The 18,090-nt window shown below is 51.5% G+C and carries 13 protein-coding genes; 7 read left to right on the forward strand and 6 right to left on the reverse strand.

Annotation, left to right across the window (positions count from 1 at the left end):
* Positions 1 to 2: 2 nt before the first annotated feature.
* Entirely contained in the window at positions 3 to 1,328 is a 1,326-nt protein-coding gene (gene waaA / locus ACJJI8_RS03920; protein ID WP_444934344.1) for a lipid IV(A) 3-deoxy-D-manno-octulosonic acid transferase, read from the reverse strand.
* Between the two features lie 104 nt (positions 1,329 to 1,432).
* The gene (locus ACJJI8_RS03925; RefSeq protein WP_444934345.1) at positions 1,433 to 2,353 is read right to left on the reverse strand and encodes a glycosyltransferase family 2 protein; all 921 of its coding nucleotides are present in this window, start codon (positions 2,351 to 2,353) and stop codon (positions 1,433 to 1,435) included.
* Between the two features lie 237 nt (positions 2,354 to 2,590).
* On the opposite strand from ACJJI8_RS03925, the gene ACJJI8_RS03930 reads away from it, so the two are divergent.
* Both ACJJI8_RS03930 and ACJJI8_RS03935 read left to right on the forward strand, forming a co-directional pair.
* Positions 2,591 to 3,721, forward strand: coding sequence for a glycosyltransferase family 4 protein (locus tag ACJJI8_RS03930; RefSeq protein WP_444934346.1), 1,131 nt, complete (start codon positions 2,591 to 2,593; stop codon positions 3,719 to 3,721).
* Positions 3,714 to 4,379 (forward strand): YrbL family protein, encoded by a 666-nt coding sequence (locus ACJJI8_RS03935; RefSeq protein ID WP_444934347.1) that lies wholly within the window; start codon positions 3,714 to 3,716, stop codon positions 4,377 to 4,379. The genes ACJJI8_RS03930 and ACJJI8_RS03935 overlap by 8 nt, the downstream gene beginning before the upstream one ends.
* On the opposite strand, the gene ACJJI8_RS03940 is transcribed toward ACJJI8_RS03935, so the two are convergent.
* Positions 4,376 to 5,263, reverse strand: coding sequence for an ELM1/GtrOC1 family putative glycosyltransferase (locus tag ACJJI8_RS03940; protein WP_444934348.1), 888 nt, complete (start codon positions 5,261 to 5,263; stop codon positions 4,376 to 4,378). The genes ACJJI8_RS03935 and ACJJI8_RS03940 overlap by 4 nt on opposite strands.
* Before the next feature lie 343 nt (positions 5,264 to 5,606).
* On the opposite strand from ACJJI8_RS03940, the gene ACJJI8_RS03945 reads away from it, so the two are divergent.
* On the forward strand, positions 5,607 to 6,884 hold the full coding sequence (locus ACJJI8_RS03945) for an O-antigen ligase family protein (protein WP_444934349.1): 1,278 nt from the start codon (positions 5,607 to 5,609) through the stop codon (positions 6,882 to 6,884).
* A 24-nt stretch (positions 6,885 to 6,908) separates the two neighbouring features.
* Positions 6,909 to 8,252, forward strand: a complete 1,344-nt coding sequence (locus tag ACJJI8_RS03950; RefSeq protein ID WP_444934350.1) for a UDP-glucose dehydrogenase family protein — start codon at positions 6,909 to 6,911, stop codon at positions 8,250 to 8,252.
* A 52-nt stretch (positions 8,253 to 8,304) separates the two neighbouring features.
* Here the strand turns inward: ACJJI8_RS03950 and ACJJI8_RS03955 are convergent, their stop codons facing one another.
* From ACJJI8_RS03955 to tfpB, 3 genes are all read right to left on the reverse strand, one after another.
* The gene (locus tag ACJJI8_RS03955; protein ID WP_444934351.1) at positions 8,305 to 9,258 is read right to left on the reverse strand and encodes a branched-chain amino acid transaminase; all 954 of its coding nucleotides are present in this window, start codon (positions 9,256 to 9,258) and stop codon (positions 8,305 to 8,307) included.
* A gap of 59 nt (positions 9,259 to 9,317) precedes the next feature.
* Complete coding sequence (glnE, locus tag ACJJI8_RS03960) at positions 9,318 to 12,161, reverse strand: bifunctional [glutamate--ammonia ligase]-adenylyl-L-tyrosine phosphorylase/[glutamate--ammonia-ligase] adenylyltransferase (RefSeq protein ID WP_444934352.1); 2,844 nt, start codon at positions 12,159 to 12,161, stop codon at positions 9,318 to 9,320.
* A 169-nt stretch (positions 12,162 to 12,330) separates the two neighbouring features.
* Positions 12,331 to 14,106, reverse strand: a complete 1,776-nt coding sequence (tfpB, locus tag ACJJI8_RS03965; RefSeq protein ID WP_444934353.1) for a type IV pilus assembly ATPase TfpB — start codon at positions 14,104 to 14,106, stop codon at positions 12,331 to 12,333.
* Between the two features lie 146 nt (positions 14,107 to 14,252).
* On the opposite strand from tfpB, the gene ACJJI8_RS03970 reads away from it, so the two are divergent.
* From ACJJI8_RS03970 to ACJJI8_RS03980, 3 genes are all read left to right on the forward strand, one after another.
* Positions 14,253 to 14,930 (forward strand): TIGR00153 family protein, encoded by a 678-nt coding sequence (locus ACJJI8_RS03970; protein WP_413663563.1) that lies wholly within the window; start codon positions 14,253 to 14,255, stop codon positions 14,928 to 14,930.
* 10 nt (positions 14,931 to 14,940) lie between these two features.
* On the forward strand, positions 14,941 to 16,215 hold the full coding sequence (locus ACJJI8_RS03975) for an inorganic phosphate transporter (protein WP_282930993.1): 1,275 nt from the start codon (positions 14,941 to 14,943) through the stop codon (positions 16,213 to 16,215).
* Between the two features lie 153 nt (positions 16,216 to 16,368).
* On the forward strand, positions 16,369 to 18,060 hold the full coding sequence (locus tag ACJJI8_RS03980) for a thiamine pyrophosphate-binding protein (RefSeq protein WP_108734747.1): 1,692 nt from the start codon (positions 16,369 to 16,371) through the stop codon (positions 18,058 to 18,060).
* Positions 18,061 to 18,090 lie beyond the last annotated feature (30 nt).

The following is an 18,090-nucleotide window of genomic DNA, read 5'->3' on the forward strand; positions in this document are numbered from 1 at the left end:
GTCTACCAGAGAGCAGGATTTTTATTCTCTCTCTGGTCTTCATTTTGTGTAGCCAGCCGCTCCACCTCGCCCAGTAAGCGCTGCAAAGCACCACTATTTTCTGAAGCTACTTTTTTCCCTCTCTGACCGGCGGCTTTTCTTTGCCCCACATCTTCCAGCCAAGCCTGAACTTGTAAAGCCATCGATTCACTGTCTTCGACTACAACCATGGCTCCAGCCTCCTGCAACAAACTGGATACAGTGGCGAAGTTATGCAGGTGGGGACCGGAAATAACTGGTACACCCCAGGCAGCGGGTTCAATCATATTGTGGCCACCAACAGAGACCAGGCTACCTCCCACAAAAGCAATATCACTGGCCCCATAGAAGCGCAGCAACTCCCCCATGGTGTCTCCCAGAATAACCTCATCACTAGCTTTAACGGCTGTGCCTTCACTCCTTCGAGCCAAGGTAAAGCCACGCTCCCGACACAGGCGGGCAACACTATCAAAACGCTGTGGATGCCTGGGCACTAGAACGAGCAATAGATCTCTATATTTTTTCTTTAAAATAGAGAAAGCTTCCAGGATAACCTCATCTTCACCCACATGGGTACTAGCCGCCAGCCATATAGGCCTGGAAGACTCCCCCCGCCACTGGTGCGCCAGCGCCTGGGCTTCACTGGCCAGTCCCATATCAATACTGAGGTCAAACTTGATATTGCCGTTAGCTACTGCTCTCTCCGTTGGTAATCCCAGATCGATAAACCGCTGCATATCCGCAGGGTATTGCGCAACAACACGATCCAAGTTGCTCAACATTGTTCGACTCAAAGAGGGAAAACGCCCGTAACCTCGTGCAGATTTTTCACTGAGACGTGCATTGGCCAATAAAATTGGGATCTTCCTGCTCGAGCAGAGCTTGAGTAGGTTGGGCCAAAGCTCAGTCTCTATAATCACCAATGCACTCGGGCTAAGCGCATTGAGAAATGGCACCAGGCATTCAGGGAGATCATAGGGAAGGTAATAGTGAAGTAAGCGGCCACCAAGAATTGGCTGCAGGGCTTCCTTCACCCGCTCAGACCCGGTTGGAGTTGTAGTCGTTACCAGCCACTGCCAGTCTGTATGTCGCGCAGCCAATTTAGAGATCACTGGAACGGCGGCTAGGGTCTCCCCTACAGATACAGAATGGACCCAGATTAACGGTGCCCGGCTATGCCTTTTTGGAACCTGACCCAGACGCTCTCTTAAGCGCAACCGATAGGCCGGCTGGCTACGCCCTCTCCACCAGAGACGTAGAAGGACAACAGGTAAAAACAGGCGGAAGAGCCAGGAATAAAATATTTGCATGAAGCAGGGGTCACCTAAAGATCAATATTGCCACCAGAGAAAACGTTATGATGACGGTTATCTCTCCCAGGTAAAACACCCCCCACAAGGAAGACCTCAGGCTATTAGTGATCGACCACCCGGTAAAACTCAGAGCGCACCCCAAAAACACCACAAGCCATGCCGGCTGAACGGCAGGCGCGGAGCCAAGGCCCAGAACCCAAGCGCTTACCACCGAAAATCAATCCTAAAATACAGCCTATGCTGGAGATCAAAAGTTGCCCCAGAGCCGATACAAAGATACTGGTATGACCGCGACCTTTGGCAAGTTTATGCTTTGCCAGAGTGATACCAGCGGAGAATTTTCTACGCGACAACCAACGCATATTGGCGCGACTCTCCGGTACAGCCTCGTAAACCCTCGCCTCCAGGCAGTAAACAATCTTTCCGCCCTTGGCCTTAAACTCTGTGAAAAAAATCACATCTGTACCGGCACCAAGAGGATCCTGCTCATTAAACCTCAGTCCTAACGAGCGAATACTGCTCATCGGTATTAATACATTGCTGGTCGCACAGTAGTTGAGCTGATCTCCAGTCTTTCGTTTCTGCCGATAAAAAATACGTGAATAATAGGCAGGTACAGAATCCGGCCAACGCCGAACAACACTGCCACAAACCACGCTACTGCCCCCCAGCTTCTGCGCGTAATCATATAGCTGGATTAACCAATCGGGCTCGACCCACTCATCATCATCGATGAAAACCAGATAGTCAGCCCCCATGTTATCCAGTTCATTGATACAGCGATTGCGTGCACAAGGGATTCCCCGCCGCTCTTCTACGGCACAGTTGAGGGAGAAGGGAAAGCTTCCCGACAACTCCTCCACAACTTCTCTACCAGCCTGAGTGTCCGAATCATTATCGACAACCAGTGCAGCCACATTTAAACCTGAAGGTAGCTGCAGGTTGGCCAAGCTTTGCAGAGAACTGCGAAGCCGCTCTGGTCGCTGATAAGTACAAATACAGATCACTAACAAAGGGTGCAATGTAAACTCCAGATTACGACCAAGGACAAATCGGATAAAAGCTTTGTGAGCTGGGTTAAGCAAGAATCAGCCTATACCCTTAAGAATGACCTGTCTATAATACCACTTTTGCCAAACGCTTTATCAGGGCATCTATGCTCTGTATCATGTACTTGTGCCTGACCTTCCCTGCTGAAACACAACCCATTAGTCAAATTAATTAAAAAACTGAACTCATAAGCCCTGGTATATCTCCCCATGAAAATTATGCAGCTTTTACCCGCCTTAAATTCTGGGGGGGTTGAGAGGGGGACCGTTGATCTTGCCCGCTACCTAGTAGCAGGCGGTCATAAGTCAATCGTCGTTTCCAGTGGGGGGAGCATGGTCGAGCAACTGAAAGCTGAAGGCTCAGCCCATATTGAACTTCCAATCCACAAAAAGTCTCTCTTCAGCCTGTTACAGGTCAAACCACTTCGAGAGGTTATCTCTCGTGAGAAGCCCGACATCATCCATGTGCGTTCCAGGGTTCCGGCTTGGCTAGCCTATCTTGCCTGGCGAAACCTTGACCCAGCTGAGCGCCCCTGCCTTGTAAGCACGGCTCATGGCCTTTATTCGATAAATCGATACAGTGCGATTATGGCGAAAACTGAACAGGTAATCGCAATATCAGAGTGTGTGAATAGCTACTTACTGGAGAACTATGCAAACGATCTAAAGCGTCCCCCTCAGATCGTTTACCGGGGAGTAGATACAGATGAGTTCAATCCCGATGTCCAGCCATCGGAGTCCTGGTACCAAAAAGTTCACCAGGATTTCCCCCAGCTTGCTGGCAAGCGCTGGCTCCTCTTACCCGGCCGGCTGACCCGCTGGAAGGGACAAGAAGACTTTATCGATCTAATCCATCAACTAGTCAGAAACCGTTCTGATATTCACGGCATCATTCTCGGCGGAGCGGAGAAGAACAAGCAGCACTACGCCGATGAATTGGAGCAAAAAATTTGCTCAATGAAGCTTGAGAACCACCTTACCCTGGTTGGTCATCGTAGTGATATACGCCACTGGTATAGTGCCTCCAGTTTGGTGTATAACCTATCACGTCGGCCTGAGCCATTTGGCAGAACCGTTATAGAGTCCGCAGCAATTGGCACACCTATCATCGGTTATAACATTGGGGGCCCAGCAGAATCGCTGAACGCCTGTTTCCCTCAAGGGCTAGTTGATATCAATGATCCAGAAGCTTTATTCACGCGTACTCAAGAATTGCTCGACAGCCCGGGGCAAAAGCCTCACTTATCTACCGATTTCACATTGGGGAGGCAGGCCGAACACACTATCGAAATCTACAAAAGCCTACTCACAGAGCGTACCGGAGCGAACCCGCGTGATTAATTTGAGCCAGAGCGAGCCGTTTGCCAGCGGAGGCAATCGCTTTTGCTACCGACACCCGGAGCGGTCTGAACTCTGTGTCAAGGTGATGCGACCCGGCCGAACAGCGGAACTATTGGGACGAGCTCCCTGGTACAAAACCTGGCGAGGGGAATCATATTTTGATGACAACCTTCGCGAACAGGAAGGTTATAGCCAGCGAGCCATTGCAACTAATCGAGATGGACTTTGGCAACATCTGCCTCGATGGTTTGGGATACAGGAGACCAGCTTAGGTCCCGCGGCCGTCACTGATATGATTCTTGACGCTGATGGCAATCCGGCACCTACTCTTCGCCAATACCTGAACAAATATGGACTCAATGCCGAGGTACGCGCATCTTTACAGCATTTTTCTGAGTGGCTGCTTGAGTATGAAGTACTCACCAAAAATCTGATTGCCCACAATCTGGTCCTACGAAAAGAGCAGGGAAAACTACAAACCTATTTGATTGATGGATTGGGTTGTTCCTCTTTCCTGCCTCTGCCAAAAATTTCTAGCTACTTTGCGAAACGCTATATCCATCGCCGCATCGAGCGCATGTGGCTGAGAGTCGAGTGGGAAATTTCCGACAAGGAAACCCCCTGGCGAAAATATGAAGCTGAGGGACTCAAGCGCTAACGGCTTGGCAATCCTGATCGACGCAACAATGCTTGGGCACACAATAAGTATTGATCCAGGGGGTCACGCTGGCCTCCTGCCTTCACCTCGAGCTTTTCACTAACCAAACCTTGATCCAAAAGTCGTAATACCGCTGAACGCACTTTATTGGATTTTCTGCGACTCGGAACCCGAATTACACCGACTTGGGCCCGACTTTGTAACGACTCGAATAGCATGGAGATACTGTCCTCTGTGACCCAGATTGTCTCCGCTTCCGACAACTGCTTCTGAAGCCAGCCCGCCGGACAAGAACGCCAGTCAACCAACTCAACACGGCTTTTCTCCAGCTGCTCCATGGTGCCTACCGGTGTTCTCCGACTATCAGAGATACACCAATTCAAGGGTTGAGCCAATAATTTCTCAACCTGCTCCCGGATTGAGATTGTATCCCAACTGTAGTGCTTGCTGGGTCCACCCAATAAGATAAGCCCCCTTCCGGGCTGCAGCACATCGCTCTCAAGCGGTTCAGTCAGCGCACCCTGACTCACAATCACATTAGGTAGAGGGGGCGGACGATCGTGTTCGGGGACGACCGTAAAATCAAACCAGCTGTAGGGTAACAAAGGGCGGTTAATTGCCACCGTGCGACCACCAAACCGGCAACGGGCAGATAGCATCGGTAGTCGGCTGCGGCGACCTGTGCCAATCAGAAAGTCGGGGAGTGGGAACTCTTCCAGCTCCTCTCCCGCTTTTAGGAGAATACGGCTGGCTGTATATTCTGGCGATATATCAAAAGCCTGCACTTCTCCGATATAGCTCCTGCGCAACCCTTCAATCAGAGCTGCGCTCTGCTTTTCATGGGCCCGGTTGCCATCTAAAAAACGCCAAATAGTAAGTTGCAAGATAGGACCCTAAACTACTAAAACACCGGAATACAAGGCAGTGTACCTAGCGCATTCCAGTGGAGCTACTGTAACAAGGCTATGGGAGCCCCAAAACATCCAGTATACTCCTTCCAGGGAGTTCCAAAGGGTGCCCCAGGTGAATCCATGCCTCTCAGGAGACCCCGTTAAAGCGCTCAGCCAAACAGGCATCCGCTACTACTTTGTGTAAAGCCCCACAATTATCACCAAAAAGCAAAATTAGAGCGTTCATGGACAACAGACTTTTATATAGTACCCACCCACACAGCCTATTTCCGCGCATCTAAATACAAAATTTTCTGAATGGCCGACAGTTGCACCTATGCCTGAACTTGGAAGTACTCTAAACAAGCTTTCCCAGCCCGTTTATCGCCATCAAAGCTCACTGTGGATTTCAAGTCTGCTCAAATGGGCCTTTCTTGGGTTATTTCTGCTGGTATGTGGCTACTATGTTTCCCCCAAAGTTTCAGGGGTACAAACCAGCTTTTATCTAACTTTACTACCCACAGCCTTTCTACTGCTGGCATGGAGGAAGAGCTATCACTTCTTAATTTCCTGGCAATTCCTAACCTTTTGTAGCCTGCCAATCACTCTAGCGCTATCAACACTGTGGGCCTCTCCGGATACCGCAGATGTTTATAGGCAATCTGATTACTACTGGAAATTGGTATTATACCTAGCTCTATTTTACTGCGCTGTTTTCTTCCTGTTGGAGCAGTACGGCGACAACATCCTCCATAAGCTATTACTCTCGCTTATTGTGATTGGACTGCTATCCGGTATTGCCTCGCTAATTGCTTATTCCCTTGATGGCGGTCTCCAGGATCTCCGCCGGATTGGCGGTATATCTCTTGAGGGCAATATTGATAAAACAGGAATGCTATTTGGCTTCCACGCTCTTTTTTGTTGCTATGGTCTCTACCAAAAGCCCCGTATTTGGCGCTGGTTATCAGGAGCAGGCTTACTCACTTCCTGTATCTACATAGTTTTGTCACAAACCAAAGTCCCAATTGTTATGGCGGGCTTTTCAATTTTCTTGGTTGTATTCGGCAACCTTTCGCGCCTGCTGAAAATTTTAGTTGTTGTGGCTATCGTCTGTGTTTTGCCATTGACTTATTTTGCCTTGTATGGTGACTTGCCCCTCCTACACCGGGGTAGCGCTTACTCTATACGTCTGACACTCTGGCAAAAAGCCTTTGAGGAGTTCCTGCAAGCGCCACTATTTGGCCAGGGATTAGTGCATAAGAAATTTATTGCACTAAACAGGATGGTGCCCCATCCACACAATTTTCTTCTGGATATCGCGCGTTTTAGCGGGCTATTAGGGCTGGCAGCCTGTATCTGGCAGGGGCTTGCAACTCTGTGGACCGTGAGATCCAAAGAAAGACTTTTGAGTTGGATTCCTGGTTTGTATTTCACTTGGTTCCTGTTCGGTGTACTGGCAATGCTGATATACGCCCAGCAACCTTTGGCTAAGCCCAATTATATTTGGTTCTTTTACTGGATCCCCCTGGCTATCCTGCTGGCGCGAAGCAGCATTGAAGACCGGGGTTTGAGCCAATGTAAAACTATTCAGGAAAGTAACCCTCAAAAACAGTAACCGCTGAGAGATAGAGTCACACTGATGAATGTAACCGTATTTGGCACCGGCTATGTGGGCCTGGTGCAAGCAGCAGTCTTAGCTGAAGCTGGGAATAAAGTAGTTTGTATCGATATAGACTCGGACAAGATCAACTGCCTCAAGCAGGGAATTATCCCTATTTATGAGCCCGGCCTGGAGCCTATGGTGAAAAACAGTATCACCACAGGCAATCTATCTTTTTCAACCGATGCCGCCTTTGGTGTAGAACACGGTGAGCTAATTTTTATCGCTGTGGGCACTCCTCCAGATGAGGACGGCTCAGCAGATCTTCGCCATGTGTTAACTGTTGCAAGAACCATCGCCAAATACATGGAGTGCAAGAAATATATTATCAATAAGTCCACAGTACCTGTGGGGACTGCCGATAAGGTGCGGGCTGCCGTTGAGGAAGAACTCACCAAGCGGGACCGGTCTGATCTGCCATTCGATATTATTTCCAATCCTGAATTCCTCAAGGAGGGGTCGGCGCTCAATGACTGTATGCGCCCGGATCGAATTATTATCGGCACCTCCGAAGAGGAATCAGAGCAGAAGCTTCGCCACCTGTACGCACCATTCAACCGAAATCACGAAAAAATCCTGGTGATGGACGTAAAAAGTGCGGAGCTGACCAAGTATGCCGCCAACTGCATGCTGGCAACCAAGATCAGCTTTATGAATGAAATGGCAAATATTGCCGATAAAGTGGGCGCTGATATTGAAGCAGTTCGGGCCGGAATCGGCTCAGACCCACGAGTTGGCTACCAGTTTATCTACGCAGGTATCGGCTACGGTGGCTCCTGTTTCCCGAAAGATGTGAAAGCCCTGATTTCCTCGGCTCAACAGCTGGGCATTGCTGCAGATATCCTCGCCGCCGTGGAATCCCGCAACGAGCGCCAGAAACACTATCTCGCCGAAAAAATACAACGTCATTTTAACGGAGATATTCAGGGCAAAACTTTTGCGCTCTGGGGCCTGTCATTCAAACCCAATACAGATGATATGCGCGAAGCCCCAAGCCGTGTGCTGTTGGCTCGATTGTGGGAGCAGGGTGCGAAGGTGCGGGCATTTGACCCTGAGGCCATGGAGGAGTGTCAGCGAATTTTTGGCGATCGCGAAGACCTGACCCTTTGCGACTCCAAGACAGAGGCTTTACAGGGTGCCGACGCCCTGATTGTCGCGACCGAATGGCAACAGTTCAAATCTCTTGATATCGATGAAGTAAGCAGCGCTCTCAGTGCCCCGGTTGTGTTTGACGGACGCAACCAGTACGAACCAGAGGAAATGCGCGAGGCAGGCTTTGATTATTACTGCGTAGGGCGCCCGGACACCACCAGCTCTTACTAAGTAAACCTTACTTAAAATAAAAACCCGGCATTTGCCGGGTTTTTATTTTCCGTCATGCTATTCGCATTTTTACTTCCGCCTGGCCCGCCACATCACTGAGCCAGCCCCGATGCGCGGCACTACGCCCATGTACCACATCAAAATAAAGGTTTTGCAAACGCCCTGTGATAGGGCCGCGACGACCACTGCCGATAGAACGCCCATCCAATTCACTAATGGGCAATACTTCCGCCGCTGTGCCAGTAAAAAACGCTTCGTCAGCGATATAGACTTCGTCCCGGGTGATACGCTTCTCTAGCACCCTATAGCCGCACTCCCGTGCCAGCTCAATAACTGTATCGCGGGTAATTCCATCCAGGCACGACGTCAGCTCCGGGGTATATATAGTCCCATCGCGAACAATGAAGACATTTTCTCCACTACCCTCAGCAACATAGCCCTCGGGGTCCAGTAATAGCGCCTCCTCGCAGCCATTGCGCACTGCCTCCTGTAACGCCAGCATCGAGTTTATATAGTTACCATTGGCTTTCGCCTTACACATGCTGATATTCACATGGTGTCGGGTATATGAGGAGGTATTCACCTTAATCCCCTGCTCCAGCGCCTCGGGGCTCATGTAGCTGGGCCACTCCCAGGAAGCGACAATCACATGGGTTGAAAGATTTTCTGCGCGCAACCCCATTCCCTCTGACCCGTAAAATACCATTGGCCTTAGATACGCTTGGCGCAGGTTATTTTCGCGCACCACAAGCCGCTGAGCTTCATTCAGCTCATCAGTGCTATAGGGCATTGGGATATTCATTATTTTTGCAGAGCGAAACAACCGACGGGTGTGCTCTTGCAAACGAAAGATACTGGTGCAGTTACCGGTTTCATAAGCCCGTACGCCTTCAAACACCCCCATTCCATAGTGCAGGGTATGAGTGAGGACATGCACCCGGGCATCGCGCCAGGGAACCAATTCACCATCAAACCAGATAACGCCGTCGCGGTCGGCAAAAGACATGGGTAACTCCTACAAATCCTGAAAAACAGTTTAATCGGGCAGCAGGTAGAAACCCGGTGTTAACCGAGTAATTGCTGCCAGTTTGTTTGAACGGTCTTTCTTTCCGCTGTGAATTGGTCATCGCTCACAATCCCTGGCAGTTGTTGTAGTGCCAGGCGATGACCTTCAGATCGGTAGGCTTTGTAGGCGTCGATCAGATGTCCGGCTTGTTGGGCCGGCATCAGGCCTGCGTCAATTAGACTTTCGAGAATGCGAATATTATCGGTATACCGCACGATCGAGGGCGAAGTTTTTGCCCAGGCCAGAGCAGCATATTGAACCATAAATTCAATATCGACAATACCGCCCTCACCGTGCTTTAGATCAAACTTTTTATCGTTGCTCTTATCGAGGTGCGCACGCATTTTATTGCGCATTTCCACCACCTCATCACGCAATTTATCGCTCTTTCGCGACTGGCAAAGCAATTGCGTACGCAACTGTTGAAACGACTCACTCAGGCGGAGACTACCGGCGACAGATCGAGCTCTCACCAGCGCCTGATGCTCCCAGGTCCAGGCACTCTCCCTCTGGTATTTTTCAAAGGCAGCCAATGAAGTCACCAAGAGCCCTGAATTACCCGAAGGGCGCAGTCTTGTGTCTACCTCATAAAGAGGCCCGCTCAATGTACGGGTTTGCAATATGTGGATAAGTCGCTGTGCTAGTCGGGTAAAAAAGCTCAGGTTATCAATACTGGTTTTACCGTCGGTAACCTGCATCGCATCTGCATCGTGCACAAAAACAATATCCAGGTCAGAACCGTGGCCAAGCTCCAATCCCCCCAGCTTTCCGTAGGCGATAATGGCAAAGTGCATATCCTCTGCCGAGGCCCCCGCAGGCGCACCGTATTTATCCACCATCTGTGCCCAGGCGAGTTGCAATGACTGCTGCAATATCGCCTCTGCCAACCAAGTAAGGGAATCACTGACTTTCATCAAAGGCAGGGCACCATTCACTTCTTGTGCCGCAATGCGCAGGCTTTGACTCTGTTTAAAATATCGCAGCGCCTCCATTTGCAATTCCAGATCTTCGGGATCAATCCGCAACAATTCGAGACGCAACTCATTGGCAATATCTGCCGCCGTAGAGGGTGCCAACAACCTACGCGAATCCAGCAGCTCATCCAGCAGAATTGGATGGCGTGCCAGTTGCTCAGCAATCCACGGACTGGCACTACAGAGGCGCACCAGCTGGTTGAGCACGGGGGGATTTTCATTAATCAGGACGAGATAGGCACTGCGACGCAGTACTGAGCGCACTAAAGGTAAAACACGGGTTAGCACTAACAAGGGATCAGCCTGTAACCCTGCTGCGGCCAGTAGCGTAGGCATAAATTGGTCCAGGCGCGCACGGGAAGAAGCAGGTAGTGCCGCAACCATTGTTGACTGGCACAGCTCCTTTAAGTGCTCGAGTGCCTGCGGTGGAGGAAGAAACCCTGCACTTTCCAAAATCTGCAAATTCTCTTCATTCGCAGTTTCATCGGCGCAACTTGCCCAGAGTCCCTGCCACTCTTCAGCCACACTGGGGGCGGCCATCTCCTCTGGTGGAGCGATTACAGTATCGAACTCCCGCTCAACTAAGGAACGAACATCGATCAGCTCAATCTCCAATTGCACCCAATTGTCGCGGCCCAGGGCAAATGCCAATTTTTCCCTTTCACCCTCCTCAGCTGGGAGCGCCTGTGTCTGCTGATCCCGGTAAGCTTGAAGTGCGTGTTCAACTCTCCGCAATAGCAAATAACAACTGGTCAGTTCACTGGCCACTCCCGGTTCAACATGGCCATCACTTTCCAAGAGGGGCAGTAGCTTGAGCAAGCTGCGCTCGCGCAGCGCGGGTTCGCGCCCTCCGCGAATTAACTGGAATGCCTGGGCAATAAATTCCAACTCGCGTATGCCGCCCCGCCCAAGTTTGATATTGTCCGTTAAACCGCGAGCGCGCACTTGCCGCTGTATCAGGGCTTTCATTTCACGCAAAGCATCAATAGCACTGAAATCGATATAGCGGCGATAAGTAAATGGGCGCAACAGCTCCATCAACTCTTCAGCAAACTCCTCCCTGCCGGCAACAGGGCGAGCTTTGACCATGGCGTAGCGCTCCCACTCACGCCCTTGAGTCTGGTAATAGTCCTCCAGAGCGGCGAAATGGCTTACCAAGGGGCCACTGTCACCGTAGGGGCGCAAACGCATATCTACACGGAAGACAAAACCATCCGCATTGATTCCATCCAATGATTTAATCAAGCGCTGGCCAAGCTTTTGGAAAAACTGCTGATTCTCTATGCTCTTTCCACCATCGGTATAACCGGGCTCTGGGTAAGCAAAAATCAGATCGATATCCGATGAAAGATTGAGTTCCCGGGCTCCCAATTTGCCCATTCCCAACACCACCATCGACTGACTATCGCCAGCTATACTACGAGGCTCGCCATAGCGCTCAACTAATTTCTCATGGTGCCATTGCATCGCCGTACGAATGGATAGCTCAGCCAATTCACTGAGCCGCAGACATGCCTGGGGAATATCCCACTGGCCGGCAAAATCGCGAAATATGACTTCAGCCGTTACCCGGTTACGCAATAAACGCAATTGAAGATCCAGTTCCTCATCACTTCCTATGATCGGCAGGGAGAGCCCAAGATCTTGTTTAAGTAACAAATCCCGGAAAAACTCTGGGCGGCGACAGCACTGTTGATAAAAAAATTCTGAACCGATAAAACTCCGGGCCACTCCTTGAGCAAGCCGTGAATCTGACAGCAAACTTTCCACCTCAACAACAAGCGCGGCCTCCGTCAGTTCACACCAGTCATGCCAAAGCGACTGAAGTTGAGCGCGGATGGGTTTTGGGCACGGAATGTTGTCAAACATGAGGGTCAATCCTTGGTGCGAATATCAGCGGGCAATTCTGCCTAGCTATCGGCATTCCGATAGCTAGCGGTGGTATCGGATAATGATGAGTGGCCGAGCAAGCCCTCCTATAAGGTCACTTCACTGGCCTCTACATCTTCAAACAGTTATCTCAGAGAGGCCACCCAAGCTAGAAAGCGATATCCGGCGGTGGGGCCACCCTCAATACCTCTGCCACAGTGGTCAAACCCGCCGCTACTTTTTTCGCACCGGAAAGCCTCAGACTATTCATACCTTCGCGCATCGCCTGGCGCCGCAGTTGCTGTAGATCACAATCGGAGGTGACAATAGCTTGTACCGACTCGCTAAATGGCAGGATTTCATAAATTCCCTGACGCCCACGATAGCCCGTATTACGACATTCCAGGCAACCTTCCGGCCGGTAGACTTTCTCCGGCAACGGCGCTCTCCAGGGTTTCACCAGAGACTGCCAATCGGCCTCTTCAATTTTGTCCTCCTGCTTGCAACTGGGACATAGTGTCCGTACCAAGCGCTGGGCCATCACCCCGAGAATGGTGGACTTCAATAAATAATGCGGCAAGCCCAGATCCAATAAGCGGGTAACCGCTGTTGGAGCGTCATTAGTATGCAGGGTTGAGATAACCAGGTGGCCTGTCAGTGCCGCTTGAACCGCCATCTGAGCGGTTTCCAGGTCACGAATTTCACCAACCATGATGATATCGGGGTCCTGACGCATCAGGGTTCTGATACCTGCAGCAAAATCAAAGCCAATCGAGTGGTGAACCTGGGTTTGGTTAAAGCTCTCTTCCACCATTTCGATAGGATCTTCAACCGTGGAAACATTCACTGCACTGGTGGCCAACTGCTTAAGACCAGTATACAAAGTGGTGGTTTTACCCGAACCGGTAGGGCCGGTGACCAGTACGATACCATTGGGTCGTGACAGCATCGCCTGCCAGCGAGCCAAGTCATCACCACCCAGTCCCAGATCGGAATAAGATCGCGCGAGAACCTCTGGATCGAAGATCCGCATTACCAGCTTCTCGCCAAAGGCTGTGGGAAGAGTGGAGAGGCGCAACTCCACTTCGCTGCCGTCGGGCCTTTTTGTCTTGATGCGGCCATCCTGGGGTTTGCGCTTCTCCGCCACATTCATGCGCCCTAGAATTTTCAGGCGACTGGTAACCGCAGCATTCACTTGATCTGGTAACTCATGGATTGGATGCAGTACACCATCAATACGAAAGCGAATACGTCCCACTTCCCGGCGCGGTTCAATATGGATATCACTGGCACGCTGATCAAAGGCGTGCTGCAACAACCAATCGACGATATTGACGATGTGTTGATCGTTAGCTTCAGGGTCCTTTAAGGCGCCCAACTCCAGCAACTGTTCAAAATTATTTGCCGCTGAGGTTCCCTGAAGGCCGCTTGCACCAGAGATTGAATTGGAAAGGGAGTAAAACTCGACGCAGTGTCGTTTGATATCGGCCGGATCAGCCACCACACGGCGTACTCTGCGGCCAGTGGTATGTTCCAGCTGCTCCTCCCAACCATGGTTAAACGGTTGAGCTGTCGCCACCAGAAGTTCTTCGGTACTCGCCTCAACACAGAGAATTTGGTGTCGCTTGGCAAATTGGAAGCTCATCACCTCGGTGACAGCGCTCACATTAACCTTCAGAGGATCAATATGATACAAGGGGTGGGAGGAGCTCTCCGCTAACCAGGCGCTAAGGATTTCACTATTGAGCAGACTACCCGGTTGCTTGCGGTTGGCCAGGTCACAACTGGCGATATAGCTGAGCGGGTGCATCTGGGCCTGCTCTGCTGTCCGCGGGGTCCCGACAATACGGTTGGCATCCTCTCGGCTAACAAAGCCCTGCCCCACCAAATCTTCCAGTAATCCGCGCAGTTCCAGTATGCGGTCTGCAACTCTACTCTCTGCCATTGGTAACCCCTTTATTCTCATATGGCGACGTCGCATTGTAGCCCTATCATCAAGCTGTGAAAGTGCGCTGTTAACGCACTGTTACGAAGTTGCCCCGATTGGGGTACCATGCCGCCGTTTTCGCATTCTGAGCAATGGAGCTAACCATGGCCCTGTCGAATATTGCCAACTTATTTGGCCGCTCTCCGATTAAGCCAATCGAGAAGCATATGGCTACGGCCCACGAGGCATCGGCTGACCTGATCCCCTTCTTTGAAGCACTGATCAAAGGTGACCTCAAAGAGGCAGAACAGATCCAACTGCGCATCTCCGCCTCGGAGAACCGCGCTGACGATATCAAGAGAGACCTGCGCCTGCATCTGCCGGACAGCCTGTTTATGCCAGTGTCCAGGACCGACTTGCTGGAATTGCTGCATGCCCAGGATGAGGTAGCCAACACTGCCCAGGATATCGCTGGTCTGGCTGTAGGCAGGAAGATGCAGATTCCCGCACCTCTCCAATCCTTGATGACCACCTTTGTGGAGAGCGCTGTCGCCACCTCTGCACAGGCACTGCGCGCGATCAACGAACTGGACGAGTTGCTGGAAAGCGGCTTTGCCGGGCGCGAGGTGGATATCGCCAAACGCATGACCGAAGAGCTGGATGAACTGGAGCGCAAGTCAGACAAGCTTGAAGTCGAAATTCGCGCGTCGTTGTTTGCTATTGAGAAAGACTTACCTCCGGTGGACGTTATGTTCCTCTACCGGGTTATTGAATGGATCGGTGAACTCGCCGATCGCGCCCACAGCGTGGGCAACCGATTGCAGTTGTTGTTAGCACGTTAGGGGGTTTGGCGTGGAAATTATTAGTCAATACGGCCATATATTATTGATTTTGGCCTGTGTAGCAGGCTTCTTTATGGCCTGGGGCGTCGGTGCCAACGACGTAGCCAACGCCATGGGTACCTCCGTAGGTTCCCGTGCACTGACTATCAAGCAGGCGATTGTTATCGCCATGATCTTTGAGTTTGCCGGCGCCTATTTGGCAGGCGGAGAGGTTACCGCAACTATCCGCAAAGGCATTATCGATTCTGAAGTCTTCGCCGCCCAACCGCAGCTGTTGGTATACGGTATGCTTTCGGCACTGCTGGCGGCGGGCACCTGGCTGCTGGTTGCCAGTATTCTCGGCTGGCCGGTGTCCACCACCCACTCTATTGTCGGCGCAATTGTCGGCTTCTCTGCGGTAGGTATATCCCCAGATGCAGTGGCCTGGGGTAAAGTGGGCAGCATCGTGGCTAGCTGGGTGGTCTCCCCGGTTCTCGCGGGCACCCTGTCTTTCCTGTTATTCCGCAGTGTCCAGCGCCTGATCCTAGACACGGAAGACCCCTTCAACAATGCCAAGCGCTACATCCCCTTCTACATGTTTGCAGTGGGCTGGATGATTGCCATGGTGACCCTTACCAAGGGCCTCAAGCACGTTCTTAAAGATGCCAATATCCAGCTCAGCTTTATCCAGGATGCCGGTATCGCCGCCCTGGTGGGCCTTGCTGTCGCCGGTATCGGAGTCACCATGCTCAAGCGCGTCCAGCGCGACCCGGCAGCTGAAGCTGAAAACCGTTTCGCCAACGTCGAGCGCGTATTTGCAATCCTGATGGTCTTCACCGCCTGTGCCATGGCCTTCGCTCACGGCTCCAACGATGTCGCCAACGCCGTTGGTCCTCTGGCTGCCGTAGTTAACACCATCCAGAGCGGTGCTATCACCGTTAAATCCACTATGCCTTCCTGGATATTGCTGCTCGGCGGTATCGGTATCGTGGTGGGCCTGGCGACATACGGCTTTAAGGTAATGGCCACTATCGGTAAGAAAATCACCGAGCTGACCCCGAGCCGTGGCTTCGCTGCCGAGCTGGGTGCGGCCTCCACCGTCGTACTGGCTTCTGGTACCGGCCTGCCAATCTCCACGACTCACACTCTGGTGGGCGCGGTATTGGGTGTTGGCCTGGCGCGGGGTATTGGCGCCCTGAACCTGCGTATGATCACCACTATCGCCGCCTCCTGGGTAGTCACCTTGCCGGCGGGTGCTGGTATTGCGATCTTGTTCTTCTACTTCTTTAAGGGCTTGTTCGGCTAGAACTGTAGAATCATTGATAAATCAAAAAGGGGCCCAGGCCCCTTTTTTTATGTCTCTCACTCACCCCATTCTCAACTAAGCTGTGCCAGTAGCAAAACAGATATCTGGCACTTAAGGATTGCGCCTCAACTTCAATTCACTCGTGTAAATTACATGACTGTTAGCAACTGGACAGTGGGAACCTACCTGGCACAAAGATTAAAAGACGCAGGCATAGAGCACTACTTCGCCTTGCCTGGCGATTACAATCTGGTGTTACTGGATCAATTACTACTCCACCCAGATCTCAAAATGATCAGCTGCTGTAACGAGCTAAATGCAGGCTATGCCGCCGACGGCTATGCCCGCGCAACCGGTGGCCCCTCAGCGGCAGTAGTCACCTTCTCCGTCGGCGGCCTCAGCATGATTAATGCAGTAGCCGGTGCTTTTGCCGAAGACCTCCCTTTAATTGCAATCTCTGGCGGACCAAATACGAACTCTGAGGCTGAGTGGGAGTATTTGCATCACACTTTAGGTAAGGTCGATTACAGCTACCAGAGCGAAATCTATTCGCGGGTAACAGCCGAAACCGTGGTTATCCACCATCCATCCCTCGCTCCTGCAGCGATAGACAGAGCAATTGATACCGCCATGCTGCGGCGTAAACCGGTCTACATCGAAATTGCAGCCAATATTGCTAACGCACCTACATCGGCCCCTATCCCCCGTGGATTTGCACGTAGCGCCACTAGTGACCCGGATTCCCTCTCTGCTGCGGTAGAGCATATTGCCGCATTCCTCAATGCTGCCGAACGGCCAGTTCTGATTGCGGGAGGAAGGGTACGCGCTGCCTGTGCGGAAGAATCCCTGCGCGAACTCGCCGCCAGCAGCCGTTACGGTGTGGCCTGTATGGCGGATGCCAAAGGCCTGCTGTCAGAGACCCACGATAACTTTATGGGTATGTACTGGGGACCGGTCAGTACACCGGGCTGCAGCGAGATAGTTGATACCGCCGACGCTTTGCTCTTCGCCGGCCCACTCTTTACTGACTACACCACAACCGGGCACCAGCTTTGCTTCGATCAAAGCAGGACCGTTATCGCACTGCCAACTTCTGTACAGCTGGGTGAGACCTGTTACAGCAATGTACACATGAATGATTTGTTGGAAGCGCTGGTAGATAAACTCACTCCCAACACCGGTGCAGTACAAGCCTATCGCAGGGTCAGCAGTCCAAAACATATCCCCCAACCGGGCAAGCGAAGCGACAATTTGACAGTCCGTCAGCTGTTTGCGCGAATTCAAAAAATGCTTAAAAGCGATACCGCTCTGCTGGTGGAAACCGGGGACTCCTGGTTTAACGGTATGGAGCTGTCGCTACCAGATGGAGCCCGCTTTGAAATACAGATGCAATATGGAAGTATCGGCTGGTCTGTAGGGGCAACTCTAGGTTATGCCCTGGGTATGGGTGAGGGGCGGATGATTGCCTGTATCGGCGACGGCTCCTTCCAGCTGACCGCCCAGGAAATCTCCACCATGATCCGTTATAACGTTAATCCAATTATTTTTCTGGTGAATAACGGTGGCTACACCATTGAAGTGGAGATCCACGACGGCCCTTACAACAACATTAAAAACTGGGAATACGCGCAATTAATCGAAGTTTTCAGTGCAGGAGAAGGCAAAGCCTGGGGTTGTAAAGTCACCACTGAGGGAGAGCTGGACAAAGCAATCAAAGATGCCCTAAAACACGATGGGCTTTGCCTGATAGAGGCAATTATCGATCGCAATGATTGCAATGTGAATTTGCTCAGATGGGGAAACCAGGTAGCTCGGAACAATAGTCGCCCAAGCCGCAGTGTTTAATTATTCCCTCACCTTGCTTGGAGGGCCAGG

Source organism: Microbulbifer maximicatervae (SeqCode) (assembly GCF_052467695.1).

Excerpts from the sequence above, each read along its gene's own strand:
- waaA (WP_444934344.1), bottom strand. The coding sequence starts at position 1,328 with ATGCAAATATTTTATTCCTGGCTCTTCCGCCTGTTTTTACCTGTTGTC.
- ACJJI8_RS03930 (WP_444934346.1), top strand. The coding sequence starts at position 2,591 with ATGAAAATTATGCAGCTTTTACCCGCCTTAAATTCTGGGGGGGTTGAG.
- ACJJI8_RS03945 (WP_444934349.1), top strand. The coding sequence starts at position 5,607 with ATGCCTGAACTTGGAAGTACTCTAAACAAGCTTTCCCAGCCCGTTTAT.
- ACJJI8_RS03950 (WP_444934350.1), top strand. The coding sequence starts at position 6,909 with ATGAATGTAACCGTATTTGGCACCGGCTATGTGGGCCTGGTGCAAGCA.
- ACJJI8_RS03955 (WP_444934351.1), bottom strand. The coding sequence starts at position 9,258 with ATGTCTTTTGCCGACCGCGACGGCGTTATCTGGTTTGATGGTGAATTG.
- glnE (WP_444934352.1), bottom strand. The coding sequence starts at position 12,161 with ATGTTTGACAACATTCCGTGCCCAAAACCCATCCGCGCTCAACTTCAG.
- tfpB (WP_444934353.1), bottom strand. The coding sequence starts at position 14,106 with ATGGCAGAGAGTAGAGTTGCAGACCGCATACTGGAACTGCGCGGATTA.
- ACJJI8_RS03970 (WP_413663563.1), top strand. The coding sequence starts at position 14,253 with ATGGCCCTGTCGAATATTGCCAACTTATTTGGCCGCTCTCCGATTAAG.
- ACJJI8_RS03980 (WP_108734747.1), top strand. The coding sequence starts at position 16,369 with ATGACTGTTAGCAACTGGACAGTGGGAACCTACCTGGCACAAAGATTA.